Annotated in this window: 15 protein-coding genes; 10 read left to right on the top strand and 5 right to left on the bottom strand. The window is 62.6% G+C overall.

Annotated elements, in window-relative coordinates; all coding sequences use genetic code 11:
* Positions 1–28 precede the first annotated feature (28 nt).
* The 3 genes from cysK (at position 29) to ACE3PP_RS03550 (ending at position 2934) form a co-directional block, all read left to right on the top strand.
* Positions 29–985, top strand: coding sequence for a cysteine synthase A (cysK, locus tag ACE3PP_RS03560; protein ID WP_374378007.1), 957 nt, complete (start codon positions 29–31; stop codon positions 983–985).
* Positions 986–1052: 67 nt separating this feature from the next.
* A complete protein-coding gene (locus ACE3PP_RS03555) occupies positions 1053–1823 on the top strand; it encodes a ThiF family adenylyltransferase (RefSeq protein ID WP_374378005.1) in 771 nt (256 codons plus the stop codon).
* A gap of 220 nt (positions 1824–2043) precedes the next feature.
* Positions 2044–2934, top strand: a complete 891-nt coding sequence (locus ACE3PP_RS03550; protein ID WP_374378003.1) for a calcium-binding protein — start codon at positions 2044–2046, stop codon at positions 2932–2934.
* A gap of 57 nt (positions 2935–2991) precedes the next feature.
* Here ACE3PP_RS03550 and ACE3PP_RS03545 read toward each other — a convergent pair whose 3' ends face one another.
* On the bottom strand, positions 2992–3975 hold the full coding sequence (locus ACE3PP_RS03545; protein ID WP_374378001.1) for a 2-hydroxyacid dehydrogenase: 984 nt from the start codon (positions 3973–3975) through the stop codon (positions 2992–2994).
* A gap of 249 nt (positions 3976–4224) precedes the next feature.
* Between ACE3PP_RS03545 and ACE3PP_RS03540 the strand changes: the two genes are divergently transcribed.
* Positions 4225–4719, top strand: coding sequence for an SH3 domain-containing protein (locus ACE3PP_RS03540; RefSeq protein ID WP_374377999.1), 495 nt, complete (start codon positions 4225–4227; stop codon positions 4717–4719).
* On the opposite strand, the gene ACE3PP_RS03535 is transcribed toward ACE3PP_RS03540, so the two are convergent.
* Entirely contained in the window at positions 4716–5867 is a 1152-nt protein-coding gene (locus ACE3PP_RS03535) for a trimethyllysine dioxygenase (protein WP_374377997.1), read from the bottom strand. The genes ACE3PP_RS03540 and ACE3PP_RS03535 overlap by 4 nt on opposite strands.
* A 147-nt stretch (positions 5868–6014) precedes the next feature.
* Here ACE3PP_RS03535 and betI point away from each other — a divergent pair, with 147 nt between their 5' ends.
* The gene (betI, locus tag ACE3PP_RS03530) at positions 6015–6671 is read left to right on the top strand and encodes a transcriptional regulator BetI (RefSeq protein ID WP_374377995.1); all 657 of its coding nucleotides are present in this window, start codon (positions 6015–6017) and stop codon (positions 6669–6671) included.
* Here the strand turns inward: betI and truA are convergent.
* Genes truA through def form a run of 3 tightly spaced genes read right to left on the bottom strand, consistent with a single transcriptional unit; the run spans position 6668 to position 8851 of the window.
* On the bottom strand, positions 6668–7405 hold the full coding sequence (truA, locus tag ACE3PP_RS03525) for a tRNA pseudouridine(38-40) synthase TruA (protein ID WP_374377993.1): 738 nt from the start codon (positions 7403–7405) through the stop codon (positions 6668–6670). The genes betI and truA overlap by 4 nt on opposite strands.
* Positions 7402–8313: a methionyl-tRNA formyltransferase gene (fmt, locus tag ACE3PP_RS03520; RefSeq protein WP_374377991.1), complete on the bottom strand. Its 912-nt coding sequence runs from the start codon at positions 8311–8313 to the stop codon at positions 7402–7404. Before fmt ends, truA begins: the two co-directional genes overlap by 4 nt.
* 10 nt (positions 8314–8323) lie before the next feature.
* Positions 8324–8851: a peptide deformylase gene (gene def / locus ACE3PP_RS03515; protein WP_374377989.1), complete on the bottom strand. Its 528-nt coding sequence runs from the start codon at positions 8849–8851 to the stop codon at positions 8324–8326.
* A gap of 315 nt (positions 8852–9166) precedes the next feature.
* Here def and ACE3PP_RS03510 point away from each other — a divergent pair, with 315 nt between their 5' ends.
* The 5 genes from ACE3PP_RS03510 to ACE3PP_RS03490 all read left to right on the top strand — a co-directional run bounded on the left by ACE3PP_RS03510 (position 9167) and on the right by ACE3PP_RS03490 (position 13638).
* The gene (locus ACE3PP_RS03510; protein WP_374377987.1) at positions 9167–10255 is read left to right on the top strand and encodes a DNA recombination protein RmuC; all 1089 of its coding nucleotides are present in this window, start codon (positions 9167–9169) and stop codon (positions 10253–10255) included.
* Between the two features lie 106 nt (positions 10256–10361).
* The gene (locus ACE3PP_RS03505) at positions 10362–11321 is read left to right on the top strand and encodes an SPFH domain-containing protein (protein ID WP_374377985.1); all 960 of its coding nucleotides are present in this window, start codon (positions 10362–10364) and stop codon (positions 11319–11321) included.
* Between the two features lie 18 nt (positions 11322–11339).
* On the top strand, positions 11340–11795 hold the full coding sequence (locus ACE3PP_RS03500; protein ID WP_374377983.1) for an NfeD family protein: 456 nt from the start codon (positions 11340–11342) through the stop codon (positions 11793–11795).
* 143 nt (positions 11796–11938) lie between these two features.
* Entirely contained in the window at positions 11939–12721 is a 783-nt protein-coding gene (locus ACE3PP_RS03495) for an Hpt domain-containing protein (protein ID WP_374377981.1), read from the top strand.
* 119 nt (positions 12722–12840) lie between these two features.
* Positions 12841–13638, top strand: a complete 798-nt coding sequence (locus ACE3PP_RS03490; protein ID WP_374377979.1) for a hypothetical protein — start codon at positions 12841–12843, stop codon at positions 13636–13638.
* Positions 13639–13770: the final 132 nt, after the last annotated feature.

Genomic DNA, 13770 nt, shown 5'->3' with positions numbered 1-13770 from the left:
TCTTCACCATGAGCAAGGATTGACGAAGATGAGCAAGGCCACTTTCCGCGGCAAGATTTACGACAATTTCCTGAGCACGATCGGCGCCACACCCATCGTGCGCCTGGGCAAGCTCGCCCGCGCCGAAGGCATCAAGGCAGAGCTGTTGGGGAAATGCGAATTCTTCAATCCGCTGTCGTCGGTCAAGGACCGCATCGGCCTGGCGATGATCGAGGCGCTTGAAGCCAGCGGCAAGCTGCAGCCGGGCGGCACGCTCATCGAGCCCACGTCGGGCAATACCGGCATCGCCTTGGCTTTCGTCGCGGCCGCCAAGGGTTATCGCCTCATCCTCACCATGCCGGAAAGCATGTCGCTGGAACGGCGCAAGATGCTGCGCCTGCTGGGGGCCGAGCTTGAACTGACGCCGGCCGCGCGCGGCATGTCCGGCGCCATCGCCCGCGCCGAGGAGCTGGCGGCGGCGACGCCCGGCGCCGTCATCCCGCAGCAGTTCAAGAACCTCTCGAATCCGGAAGTGCACCGCCAGACGACGGCGCAGGAAATCATCGCCGATGTCGGCGGCAAGCTCGACTACTTCGTTTCCGGTGTCGGCACCGGCGGCACCATCACGGGTGTGGGCGAGATTCTGAAGAAGGAGATTCCCGGCGTGAAGATCATCGCCGTCGAGCCCGAGGACAGCCCCGTCCTTTCCGGTGGCCAGCCGGGACCGCACAAGATCCAGGGCATCGGCGCCGGTTTCGTGCCCGAAGTTCTCAATCGCGGCATCATCGACGAGGTACTGCGCATCTCCAATGCCAATGCCTTCGCGATGGCGCGCAAGGTTGCGAAGATCGAAGGCATGCCCGTCGGCATCTCGTCCGGTGCGGCACTCACCGCCGGCATCGAACTCGGCCAGCGTCCGGGTCATGAAGGCAAGCGCATCCTGGTGGTTCTCCCCTCCTCGGCCGAGCGTTATCTGTCGACGGCCTTGTTCGAAGGGCTGGAGTAAAAACTGATCTCGTTATTAATTGTCATGGTCCGCGCAGGCGGAGGATGACAATCTTGGCGATGGGACAATGGCTCTGATGACCGAACTCACCGACCGCCAGCTGGAACGCTACGCCCGCAACGTCATTCTCGACGAAGTGGGCGAAGAGGGGCAGTTGAAGCTCCTTGCGGCGAAGGTGCTGGTGGTCGGGGCCGGTGGCCTCGGAGCACCCATCCTGCTCTATCTGGCGGCGGCAGGCATCGGTACGATCGGCGTTGTCGATCATGACAATGTCGACGTCACGAACCTGCAGCGGCAGGTCATCCACGAAGACGCCTCGGTTGATCGGCCGAAGGTTGAAAGTGCCGCGCGCAGGCTGCGCGCGCTCAATCCCGACATTGTCATTGAGCCGATCGAGGCACGCCTTAGCGCCGAGAATGCCGAGGGCATTGTCGGCCGCTTCGACATCGTCGCCGACGGCAGCGACAATTTCACGACGCGCTATCTGCTCAACGACATCTGCCACCGGCTCGGCAAGACGCTGGTATCGGCGGCGCTGCTGCGCTTCGAGGCGCAGCTTTCGACCTTCAAATCCCATCTGGGGGATCACCATCCCTGCTATCGCTGCCTCTTCCCGGAGGAACCGCCGGAAGATCTCATTCCCCGCTGCGAGCAGGCCGGCATCCTGGGCCCCGTCGCCGGGGTCATGGGGTCGCTGCAGGCGACCGAGATCCTGAAGGAAATTCTGGGCATCGGCGACAGCCTCTCCGGCCGCCTGGTCCTCTTCGATGCCTTGTCGATGGCTTTCCGCGAAGTCCGCTTCAAGCGCGATCCCCACTGCCCGACCTGCGGGCATTGAACGCGGTCCACGCCGACAAAGTCCCGATTCCGACCTGCTCGTGTGAGGGACCATCCACCCCTTGGGACGGCTAGAAACACCTGGCTGTGCGATCCGCATTAAGAATGCGACGCCCGTCACAGGCTGTCCCCTTGTCTCCGACCCGACAACGCATACCCCGGCGACGGAACCGTCATGAGCGCGGGCAAGGCGCCCGACGCACAGGAAGACGGAGGGTCTCATGTTTGCATTCGGTTTTTTCCGGCCGAGCCTCTACATCGGCCCGCGCTACTACTTACGAGGCGCCGGTGACGATGAAGTCCACGGCGAGAGCATCACCTTCAACTATATCGACGGCGGCGCCGGCAACGACTGGCTTTACGGCAATGTCGGTAACGACGAATTGCACGGCGGCGAGGGCAACGATTATGTCGCCGGCCAGGAAGGCGATGATCTGCTGCACGGCGAAACCGGCAACGACACGCTGGCGGGTGGCGACGGCAATGATCTGCTCTTTGGTGACGATGGCACCGATTCACTTGACGGCGGGAAAGGTGACGACAGCCTCTATGGCGGCTTCGGCCAGGACACGCTCAACGGCGGTGACGGCGACGATCACCTGGAAGGCGGACCCGATTGGGATACGCTGTTCGGTGGCGACGGCGACGACATTCTGGGCGGCGGCTTCGGCGAGGATACGCTCTTCGGCGGTGCCGGCCATGATCTGGTCGATGGCGGCTTCGGCGATGACGTGATCTATGCCGATGCGAGCGACCTGCTGGAAGACAGGATCGTCGGCGGTGACGGCAAGGATACGCTGCTGCTGGTCAGCGACACCGCCTTGGACCTGCATCAGCAGGTCAACCACATCCTCGGTATCGAACGGATCGACGCCAGCAATGCGACGCTGGACATGAAGCTCGATGCCGCCGACATCATCGACATGAGCGACAGCCACGAGCTGTTCGTTCTGGGCGGTGCCGACGACAATCTGGTCTCAACCGGTTTCGGCTGGGAATTGCAGGGCAGCACCCAGGAGAACGGTCACAATTTCGATCACTACGTCACCAAGGTGAACGGTGTGGACGTCACGCTCAATGTCGAGGTTGGCATCGCCACGGCCCTCAACTGACGGGGGCGGAACCAAAGAAAATCGGCCCGCCGGTATGTCCGGCGGGCCGATCACATGTCACAGCAAGGCTTCCAGCACCCGGTCCGGCGGCTTGTGCCCGTCGACGAAGGTCTTGATGTTGATGATGACCTTTTCGCCCATATCGGTGCGGCCTTCGATGGTGGCCGAGCCCATGTGCGGGAGCAGCACGACATTGTCGAGCTTGAGGAGTTTCGGATTGAGGGCCGGCTCATGCTCGAAGACGTCGAGCCCGGCGCCCGCGATCTCGTTCTTGTCCAGCATGCGGGTCAGCGCGTTCTCGTCGACGATCTCGCCGCGCGCGGTGTTGACGATATAGACATGCTTCTGCAGCAGCTTGAGGCGCCGCGCCGACAGCAGATGATAAGTGGCCGGCGTGTGCGGGCAATTGACCGAGATGATGTCCATGCGCGAAAGCATCTGGTCGAGGCTTTCCCAATAGGTGGCCTCGAGCGATTGCTCGACCGCGGTGCTGACACGGCGGCGATTGTGGTAGTGGACCGAAAGGCCGAAACCCTTGGCACGGCGCGCGACCGCCTGGCCGATGCGCCCCATGCCGATGATGCCGAGGCGCTTGCCGTAGATGCGGTGGCCCAGCATGCTCATCGGGCCCCAGCCCTGCCACTTCCCTGACCGGATGAGGCGTTCGCCCTCCGACACGCGGCGCGCGGTGGCGAGGATCAGCGCCATCGTCATATCCGCTGTGTCCTCGGTGAGGACCCCCGGCGTGTTGGTGACGGTGATGCCGCGCTGGCGGGCGGTCGCGAGGTCGATATGGTCGACGCCGGTCCCGAAGGAGGCGATGAGGCGCAGCTTGTCGCCGGCCTGCGACAGCACACCGGCATCGATCCGGTCGGTGACCGTGGGAACGAGGATGTCGGCGATCTTGACCGCCTCGATGAGTTCGGCCTGGGACAGCGGATGATCGTCGAGGTTCAATTTCACATTGAACAGCTCCATCATCCGCGTCTCGATGACGTCGGGCAGCTTCCGCGTCACCACCACCAAGGGCTTGTTGGTCATCGTGCTTGTGTCTCCCGGTCCGGATCTCTAGGGCCCGTTGCTGTGCTTTCGTAGCAAGTGGTTGGCGTTGTTGTCGAGGGTCTCCGCCGACGCAGCCCCAGTCACGCCGAAGTGGGTCGTTTCCGGACGCAAAAGCGGCGATCGGCGGCGCAAACGCGCCATTCTGTAGGGGCGCCGGGGTTTCAATGGCTTGACCGGCGGCAATAGCCCCTATATCGCGTGGATATGCCAGCGAATCGGATCTCCCCCTTGCCCTTTTTCCGCCTTTTCCGTCGGTTTTGCCTGCCGCTTCTAGCCCTTTTGGCGGCCTCGGCCGCGTCGGCCGAGGAAAAGCTGCCGCTGCCCCGCTTTGCCAGCCTGCAGTCGAGCCAGGTCAACATGCGCCAGGGTCCGGGGGAAACCTATCCCATCATCTGGACCTATCAGCGGGCCGGCCTCCCTGTCGAGATCATCGAGGAATTCGACATCTGGCGCCGCATCCGCGATCATGACGGGGTCGTCGGCTGGGTGAAATCGACCCTTCTGGTGGGCAAGCGCAATGTCATCGTCCGCGACCAACAGCGGCCCTTGCGCGCCTCGGCCGAAGCCGGTGCAAGGCCCATCGCCCTGGTCGATCCCGGCGTCATCCTCAAAGTCCTCGAATGCAGCGGCGATTGGTGCCGCCTCGAAGTCCGGGGCTATAAGGGCTGGATGATGAAGACCGAGTTCTGGGGCGTCTATCCGGACGAAACACTCGAGGATTAAGCGGCCGCCCGCTTCAGCCTCAGCACGCGCAGCCGGCTTTCCACATCTTCCTTGTTGAGATAGGCGCCGGCGAGGCGCCGATAGCCGCTATAGGCATCGCGCGCGTGCAGCAGGCGCCAATTGTCGAAGAGGACCACCGAACCCGGCGCCAGGCGCCGCCGATATTGCAGGCTGCGGTCATTGGCGTGGCGGGCGAAGGTCGCATAGGCTTCCTGGAATTTCGCCATCAGGCCGGGTTCGAGCGCGAAGGGCGCGCGGTCGAGATTGTTGAAGCTGACCTGCGCCAGGCGACCGGTCGAATCCTCGCGGAAGAGCGGGCGGCGCGCCATCAGATGAATGCCGCGCTCATGGTCGATATATTGGCCCGGCACCTCGACCTGTGTCAGCACGCGGTAGAGATCCGGCGTCTCGCGCTTCATGATCTCGGCGATGCGGAAGCCATCGACGAAGACGTTCTCGCCACCGACGCCGTCGAAGGCGAGGCAGTGGAACATCTGGTAGCCCGGCGCATCGAAGCTGTAGGTACCGTCGGTGTGGGGGCCGATGGCCAGCGTCGTATAGGCCGTGTCCTTGTGCTCCATGTTGGCGGTGAAATCCCAATAGCCGCCGAAGATCGTCTCGCGGATATAGGCGACGCGCTTGGCGACGGCTTGCGTCGCCTCGGGCGTTGCCGGCGTCCCTTCGACGAAGCAGAAGCCGAAGCGATCGATCTTGTCGAGATAGGCTTCAAGCGTCGCATCGTCGTTCATCAGGGCCTCATAAGGCACCTGCGGAAAGTCGGCCGAAATCTCGGCATCGTCCCAGGTCGTGACGGTGCCGGCGAGGATGCCGACCGGGCGCAACGCCTCGGCAAGATCGGACGCTGCAAATATCGTCGCGTGGCCGTCGCTCCAGGTCAGGCGCAGTTCAACGCCGCCGGTACCAAGCTCGAAGCCGCCGAGGGCCAGAACCTGCGGCAAGGCAAAGGTATCGAGGAGACGCTGCTGGGTCTCCGGATGGCGGCATGCAGCGCAGGCGCAATGGTCGCGCAGCCAGCGCAGGCTGAAATGATGTTGGCGCCCATCCGCAAAGACGAGATCCAGTCCATCCTCAGCCGGGACCGCATGGGTGAGGGCTGCGACCGATGGCGCGGCCAGATTCTGGGACATGGGAGCCTCCAAATGTGATTGGCGGCGGAGTGTTATTATACGTATGTATAATACTCAAGCAGAATCTGCATTTGGTGCCAAAATTGGTTCAGTCCTAGAGGCAGATCATATTACTATAGGGGTAGAGACGAATTCGGAGGCCGGGGCGTGGCAGACAAAGAACCGAAATTTACCAGAGACTTACCTGAATCGCGGCGACGCCAGCTGATCGAAGCGACGGCGCGGAGTCTGGCGCGACATGGTCTCGATGGGACGACCGTCAGGGTTGTGGCGGCCGAGGCGGGCGTCTCGCCCGGGCTCGTCCGGCATCATTTTGCCGGCATGCACGACCTCATTGCCGAGACCTATCGCTGGAGCGGCAAGGAATTCGACAAGGCTATCCGTCACGCCCTCGGCGAAGCGCCCGACCATCCCGAGGCGCAGCTGCGCGCCTTCGTCGATGCGAGCTTCACCGCCCCTATTCTCAACACCGACCTGCTCGCCGTGTGGCTGACCTTCTGGAGCCTGACGCGGACCGACCCGGTGATCCACGAGATCCACCACAAGGTCTATGGCGAGTACCGCAAGATGCTGCAGCGCTATATCAGCGGCATCGTCGAGGAGCGGAAGCTGAATTCCGATCCGCGCATGGCGGCATTGACGCTCATCGCGCTGCTGGACGGTCTGTGGCTGGAGCATTGCCTCGATCCCGAGACCTTTACCGCCGAGCATGCCCGGCAGATCGCCCATGATTGGGTGGACCATCTGCGGTCCGGCCGCTTCATGGCGGCGAGCCGCGTCGCCGACGTCACCAGCGCGGCTTAGTAGACCACACGGGTCAAATAGAGCCCGTCGGGCGGCGCTGTCGGGCCGCTTGCAGACCTGTCGTGCGCCTCAAGCGCCCGCGTCACGTCATCGGCCGACCACTTCCCTTCCCCCACCAGACGCAACGTACCCACCATGTTGCGCACCTGGTGGTGCAGGAACGAACGTGCCTCGGCGATGATCTGGATCTCCTCGCCCTGGCGCATCACGTCCAGCCGATCCAGCGTCTTTACCGGCGATTGCGCCTGGCAGAGCGAGGCGCGGAAACTGGTGAAATCATGACGGCCCAGCAGCCTTTGCGCCGCTTCATGCATCGCCCCGGCATCGAGTTCGCTGCCCAGATGCCAGGCATGGCCGCGATCGATCACCAGCGGCGCCCGGCGATTGACGATGCGATAGAGATAGGCCCGCCCCACGGCCGAGAAGCGCGCATGAAAGTCATCGTCCGCAATCTCGCAGCCGATCACCGCCACCGGGTTGGGCTTCATGTGGAAATTGAGCGCCGCCATCAGGCGGTTGGGCTCGATCGCCTTTTCGATATCGACATGGGCCACTTGGCCCAACGCGTGGACGCCGGCATCGGTGCGGCCGGCGCCATAGACCATCGTCGTTTCCTGGACCGTGGCAAGCACGGCCTCTTCCAGGACCTGCTGGATCGAGAGCCCATTGTCCTGGCGCTGCCAGCCGACGAACGGCCCGCCATCATATTCGATTGTGAGCCTGAAGCGCGTCATGCGCTGAAACCGGTGCCGGCCGGCACCTTCTGCCCGCGCAGGAACTCGCTGGCCGGCATCGCTTTCTTGCCGGCCTTCTGCAGCAGCATGAGGCGCAGCGCGCCTTCGCCGCAGCCGATCGTCAATTCATCGTCGAGGGCGACGCCAGGAGCACCGCACTTTGTCGCCAATTGCGCCTCAAGGATTTTGAGCCGCGCGCCATCCTCCATCAGACACCAGGCACCCGGTACCGGCGCAAAGGCGCGGATTTGACGCGCGAGTTCCTCGGCCGGCTTCGACCAATCGATCTGCGCCTCAGCGGGCGAAATCTTGGCGGCATAGGTGACGCCCTCCGTCGGCTGCGGTACCGCCGCCGGCAAGGGCGCCGACAGCACTTTCACAATCAGCCGCGCGCCGAGATCGGCCAAGGCATCGTGCAGCGAACCGGCATTCATCTGCGGCCCGATCGGCAGGCTCTCGCGGCACAGCATGGCACCGGTATCGAGCCCTTCATCCATCTGCATGATGGTAATGCCTGTCTCCTTGTCGCCCGCCAGGATCGCGCGCTGGATCGGGGCCGCGCCACGCCAACGCGGCAGCAACGAGGCATGGATGTTGAGACAGCCGAGGCGCGGCGTCGCGAGCACCGGCTTGGGCAGGATCAGGCCATAGGCGGCAACGATTGCGATATCGGCTTGGAGTGCGGCGAAGGCCGTCTGCTCATCCGCGTTTTTCAGCGAAACCGGGTGCCGCACGGGAAGCGCGTTGCTTTCCGCCAGCAGCTGCACCGGCGATTTCCGCACATCCTGGCCGCGTCCGGCGGGACGTGGCGGCTGCGAATAGACGGCGACGATTTCATGTCCTGCCGCAATCAGCGCCGCCAAAGCGGACGCCGCAAAATCCGGCGTGCCCATGAAGACGACGCGCATGGGCTTTCTCTTAGGCCGGAACGCCGCCGGCGCCCGCCTTCTTGGCCTTGAGGAGCTTGCGCAGGATGATGTTGCGCTTCAGCGAGGTGAGGTGATCGATGAAGAGCACGCCGTCGAGATGGTCGATCTCGTGCTGGACGCAGGTGGCAAGCAGGCCGCTTGCCGTGATCTCGCGCTTCTCGCCATTCTCGTCGAGATATTGCACGACGCAGGAAGCCGGCCGTACCACATCGGCATAGTGGTCGGGGACCGAGAGGCAGCCTTCATTATATTCGGCATCGTCATCCGAGACCCAGACGATCTCCGGATTGGCCATGCGCAAGGGGGCCGGTGGTTCGTCCTCGCCAGCGATATCGAGCACGATCACCCGCTTCAGCTCGCCGACCTGGGGGGCCGCCAGCCCGATACCGGGTGCCGCGTACATCGTCTCCAGCATGTCGTCCATCAGCTGGCGGACCTCGGCATCGACCACCGCGACGGGGGCGGATTTCTTCGCCAGACGCGGATCTGGTGCCACGAGGATCGGAAGCTTGGCCATGATGTTTCGAACGGTCCTGCAAAGTAAGCGTGTGTCGCGAAGGCCCCCTCTCCCCGACCCTCCCCCGCCGCCGACTCATGTCGGCACTCGCCGACGGGTGGGGGGGGGAGGGAGTAGCTTGTGACCACGACCTCGGTCTATTTCCCTCTCCCCTACGTGGGAGAGGGTTAGGGAGAGGGGGTGGTTCAGCTACTCGGTGCCCGCAATCCATGTTTCGCGCTTTACCTATGGATTCCGGGGGCTATCGTCAAGCGAGGCGGGGTGGCGGCCGTGCCGATTCGCACCCCTTTCAGACCCTTTTCTCAAGGTTTCATCATGGAATCAGGCCCATTGCTGGCACTTCTTGCGCTCATTGCCCTGCTGCTGATGGCGGTTTTGGTCGTCGTCTGGCGCGGCAAGGCGCCGGCCGCCGAACCCGCGCCGGACCCGCGCATCGACCAGCTGGCGGGGCAGCTGCAATCCCTGGCGGCCGCCCAGGCCTCGGCCCAGGCGGCGATTGACCAGCGGCTGGACGTGCGCCTCAACCAGCTGTCCGACCGCATGCATGAACGGCTGGCGATGTCGGCGACCGAGGCCGGGCAGTCCCTGGGCGAACTCAAGGAACGCCTGGCCGTCATCGACGCCGCGCAGAAGAACATCGCCGATCTTTCCACCCGCATGGTGAGCCTGCAGGACATTCTTTCCAACAAGCAGGCGCGCGGTGCCTTCGGCGAGGTGCAGCTGGCGGCCATCGTTCAGGACGCGCTGCCCAACACCAATTACGAATTCCAGGCACCGCTCGGCGACGGCAAGCGGGTCGACTGCCTGTTGAAGCTGCCGAACCCGCCCGGCGCCATCGGCATCGATTCCAAATTTCCGCTCGAACCCTATCGCGCCATCCGCGATGCACAGGATGATGCCGCACTGGTCCAGGCGCGGCGCGAATTCTCGACCGCGATCCGCCTCCATGTGAAGGCGATTGCCGAGAAATACATCGTGCCGGGCGAGACGGCGGATTCGGCCTTGATGTTCGTGCCCTCCGAAGCGGTCTATGCCGAGCTCCACGCCAATTTCCCGAATCTGGTCGAGGAGGCCGGCAGGTCCCGCGTCTGGATCGTTTCGCCGACCACGCTGATGGCGACGCTGACCACCATGCGCGCCGTCCTCAAGGACGTGCGCATGCGCGAACAGGCCCATGTCATCCAGGCCAAGGTCGGCGAACTGGCCAAGGATCTCGACCGGCTGGATACGCGCGTCGGCAAGCTGCAGCAGCATTTCGATCAGGCGGTGGAGGATGTGCGGCAGATCCGCATTTCTACCGACAAGGCCATCAAAAAGGCCGACGATATCGAGAGCGTCGGTCTCGAGGCGCCTGAAACGGTGACGTTGGCGGTGCCAAATCCGGCCCTGGCCGCAAAGGGTTAGGACGTAGACGTCACGGCGATCCTTGAATCGCCACAATTTGTCCCTACATTTCCAAAGCTTTCTGGTTGTGTAACAATCGCCGGATCATCGCTTTGGGGGAAGCATCATGCTGAGCACATTCGCCATTTTCGTCATCGTCCTGTTGGCGGTGGCCATCCTGCTCGTCTTCATGGGCATCAAATCGGTGCCGCAGGGGCGCGAATGGACGGTCGAGCGGTTCGGCCGCTATACGCAGACGCTGCGCCCAGGCCTCAATTTCATCATCCCCTTCTTCGATCGCATCGGCGCAAAGATCAACATGATGGAATCGGTGCTCGACGTGCCGACGCAGGAAGTCATCACCAAGGACAATGCGATGGTGAGCGTCGACGGCGTCGTCTTCTACCAGGTGCTGGATGCCGCCAAGGCCGCCTATGAAGTGAACGATCTGGAGAACGCTGTCCTCAACCTCACCATGACGAACATCCGCACCGTGATGGGGTCGATGGATCTCGACGAGCTCCTGTCCATGCGCGACAAGATCAATGCACAGCTGCTGCATGTGGTCGACGATGCAACCCAGCCCTGGGGCATCAAGGTGACGCGCATCGAAATCAAGGACATCGCGCCGCCCAAGGATCTGGTGGACAGCATGGCGCGCCAGATGAAAGCCGAGCGCGACAAGCGCGCCGCTATCCTGGAGGCCGAAGGTCTGCGCCAGGCCGCCATCCTGAAGGCCGAGGGCGAAAAGCAAGGCGCCATCCTGCAGGCCGAGGGCGAAAAGGAAGCGGCCTTCCGTCAGGCGGAAGCGCGTGAGCGCCTGGCCGAAGCGGAAGCGAAGGCCACCGCCGTCGTCTCGGATTCGATCGCCAAGGGCAGCGTGCAGGCCGTCAATTACTTCCTGGGCCTGCGCTATACCGAGGCGCTGGAGAAGATCGCCAGCGCCAACAACCAGAAGGTCATCCTGATGCCGCTTGAGGCCAGCAATGTGATCGGCGCCCTGGGCGGCATTGCCGAACTGGCGAAATCGGCCCTCGGCGACCAGCCGAGCCAGGGCCGCCGTTCCAGCCTGCCGCCACAGACCTGATCGTTTAAGGCACCGCGCATGAGCGACATCGGTTTCAATTTCCAGCTCGAATTCTGGCACTGGCTGATCCTGGCGGCAGCCCTCGCGGGGATCGAGATCCTGACGCCCGGCTTCTTCTTCATCTGGCTGGGCGGGGCCGCGCTGATTACGGCGATCGTCGCCCTGGTCGCGCCCGCGATGAGCTGGGAGAACCAGGTCCTGGTCTTCGCCCTGCTGTCGGCCGTTTCGGTTCTGGGCTGGTACCGCTTCCGGCACAAGCTGGTGATCAAGAGCGACGACGCGACGCTCAACCGTCGGGGCGAGCAATTGCTCGGCCGCAGCGCCACCCTGTCCGAACCCATCGTCAACGGGCGCGGGCAGATCCGGATCGACGATACGGTCTGGCGGTGCGAGGGCGAGGATCTGGCGGCGGGGACGCGGGTCAAGGTCATCGGCCTGCGCGGCGCCATCGTCGAGGTTGAGAAATTTGCCTGATCCAGGAACGGCAAGAGGACCAAATACCTCATTCGTGTGAGCCGATTCACCAGTTGTAAACTTTCCGAGCCGCATGCTGCGTCCGCTCGCGCCATCCCGGCGCGCAATTGCGAATGCCTAAAATTGCAGGGAAAGTGCAGACCGTGAAAGTCACTGGCGCCAACATCGAAGAGCTCACACAGAAGGCCGAGCTTGAGTTCCATGACGAGGCAACGACGCGCCTTGCCGAGATGAACCGTCTGCTCGACGAGGTGGCCGCACAGGGTGCGAATGATGACAATGTGCCGGCCCTCGCGGAACATGCGCACAATCTGCGCATCACCGGTGGTTCGTTCGGCTTTCCGGCCGTGGCAATGGTTGCCCAGCGTTTGCAGGGCTATCTCAACGACATCAGCGATTGGACCGACAAGACCCAGCGCGATGCGCAAGCCTTTTGCGACACATTGGGCACGCTGCTTGAGCGCCCGTCACAACCAGACGATGACGAGATCGCCCAGATCGTGCGCGGCCTGCCGTCCCATGTCAGCCGCAGCTTCTCGCCCGGCGATATCGAGATCAAGAACGTCGAAATCCTGCTGGTGACGCCGGCCCGCGCCGTCGCAAAGATCCTTTCAAAGCAGATCATGGCCTGCGGCTTCCGCGTCAATACGGTGAGCGATCCGATCGAGGGCCTCACCACCGCGCTGCGCCTCAGGCCCGATATGGTCATCACCTCGCAGGTGATGAAGGGCCTGACCGGCGTCGATCTCATCCGCGCGCTGAAGGCCGTGGCCGTCACCGAAAAGATCCCCTGCGCCGTCCTCACCAGCCAGGAAGTGGCATCGGCCGATTTCAGCCGCCTGCCCGAAGGGAGCCCAGTGCTCCGCTCGGGGAGCAACTTCGCCGACGATTTCGCGAAAGTCGTGACGCAGTTTGGTTTGGGGTAAGAAGTTGGCGATAGCGGAACCGTCACCCCTCACTATTGCACAATTCTAACTTGTAGAACGCTGATCGGCCCTGCTAGCTTCGCGGTCAACGCAATTCCTGACTGCGGCTAGGTGAGACCGTGCGTGAGTTAGACTGGTGGGATATTGGCGGTCAGGGACTAAAGATTCCCTATTATCAGTGGCCGACACTGCTCGTTTGTGTTGCGTCAGCGAGCGCCGTCACCATACTTTTCGTCTTCGCGGCTGTCGGCGGCTCCCTCTGGTTCTCAATTCCGGACCATTCATTTTTCAATCATTTCATACCCTATCTATTGCCTGTTCTTGGCACCATTTGGCTCGGCATCTTTCAATGGTCTTGGATGACGGCGCTCTGGCACAACTCACTTAAACACTGCCTCACATTTCCCATTCAAAAGGCCTTCTGGCAGTTTGTTGCAGTTTCCCTGCTTCTGCTTGCCGCTGACTTAGCCATCGTGGGCGCCCGAGATCTACTGCAACAGCTCATCTCCAACAGAGTCAGCCCCGGCAGAGGAAGCTCAACCGGGCATTCGATGATCGCCTTGGGAACTGTTTTGTCTCAGGCAGGCCTTCATGTCTTCCTGCTGGCCCGGCTCATGATTTGGCCAGCCTATACCGTCGCTCGACGCGAATTTGTCAGCCCGATCAAGATTTGGCAGGCAACTTCGGGTCTGCTCTGGGATTTTGTCTTTCTGCAGTTGCGGGTTCAGATTCCAGTTGCCTTCATTGGCGTTATCCTGAGCGTCATTACGTTGTTGATCGTGCGCTCCACCATGATCTTCATCGCGGTCGGTGCGATCTTTGCGATCTATGGTGCTGCTGCAATGGGTGCCGCAATGCTGCTCGCCTATTTTGAAGTCATAGGGAAGCGACAGCCGGCTTTGCTGCCCGCATATTAGCCTCGCGCAACTAGCCCGGGAGCGAGGCTAGAGGGGCCAAAATCAGCAACCCGTCTTGCCCCTCAAAAGCATCAGCATTTCTGACTTTTTTCCCTTGTACAGGTATCTCTCGACGCCATTAACCATTCCTTT

The organism is Dongia sp., assembly GCF_041910485.1.
Classification (GTDB): Bacteria; Pseudomonadota; Alphaproteobacteria; order Dongiales; family Dongiaceae; genus Dongia.
The sequence above is the reverse complement of the archived record's forward strand: the minus strand, read 5'-3'. Positions and strand labels throughout refer to the sequence as shown.

Excerpts from the sequence above, each read along its gene's own strand:
- ACE3PP_RS03535 (WP_374377997.1), bottom strand. The coding sequence starts at position 5,867 with ATGTCCCAGAATCTGGCCGCGCCATCGGTCGCAGCCCTCACCCATGCG.
- ACE3PP_RS03555 (WP_374378005.1), top strand. The coding sequence starts at position 1,053 with ATGGCTCTGATGACCGAACTCACCGACCGCCAGCTGGAACGCTACGCC.
- cysK (WP_374378007.1), top strand. The coding sequence starts at position 29 with ATGAGCAAGGCCACTTTCCGCGGCAAGATTTACGACAATTTCCTGAGC.
- def (WP_374377989.1), bottom strand. The coding sequence starts at position 8,851 with ATGGCCAAGCTTCCGATCCTCGTGGCACCAGATCCGCGTCTGGCGAAG.
- fmt (WP_374377991.1), bottom strand. The coding sequence starts at position 8,313 with ATGCGCGTCGTCTTCATGGGCACGCCGGATTTTGCGGCGTCCGCTTTG.
- ACE3PP_RS03545 (WP_374378001.1), bottom strand. The coding sequence starts at position 3,975 with ATGACCAACAAGCCCTTGGTGGTGGTGACGCGGAAGCTGCCCGACGTC.
- ACE3PP_RS03510 (WP_374377987.1), top strand. The coding sequence starts at position 9,167 with ATGGAATCAGGCCCATTGCTGGCACTTCTTGCGCTCATTGCCCTGCTG.
- ACE3PP_RS03500 (WP_374377983.1), top strand. The coding sequence starts at position 11,340 with ATGAGCGACATCGGTTTCAATTTCCAGCTCGAATTCTGGCACTGGCTG.
- ACE3PP_RS03550 (WP_374378003.1), top strand. The coding sequence starts at position 2,044 with ATGTTTGCATTCGGTTTTTTCCGGCCGAGCCTCTACATCGGCCCGCGC.
- ACE3PP_RS03505 (WP_374377985.1), top strand. The coding sequence starts at position 10,362 with ATGCTGAGCACATTCGCCATTTTCGTCATCGTCCTGTTGGCGGTGGCC.
- truA (WP_374377993.1), bottom strand. The coding sequence starts at position 7,405 with ATGACGCGCTTCAGGCTCACAATCGAATATGATGGCGGGCCGTTCGTC.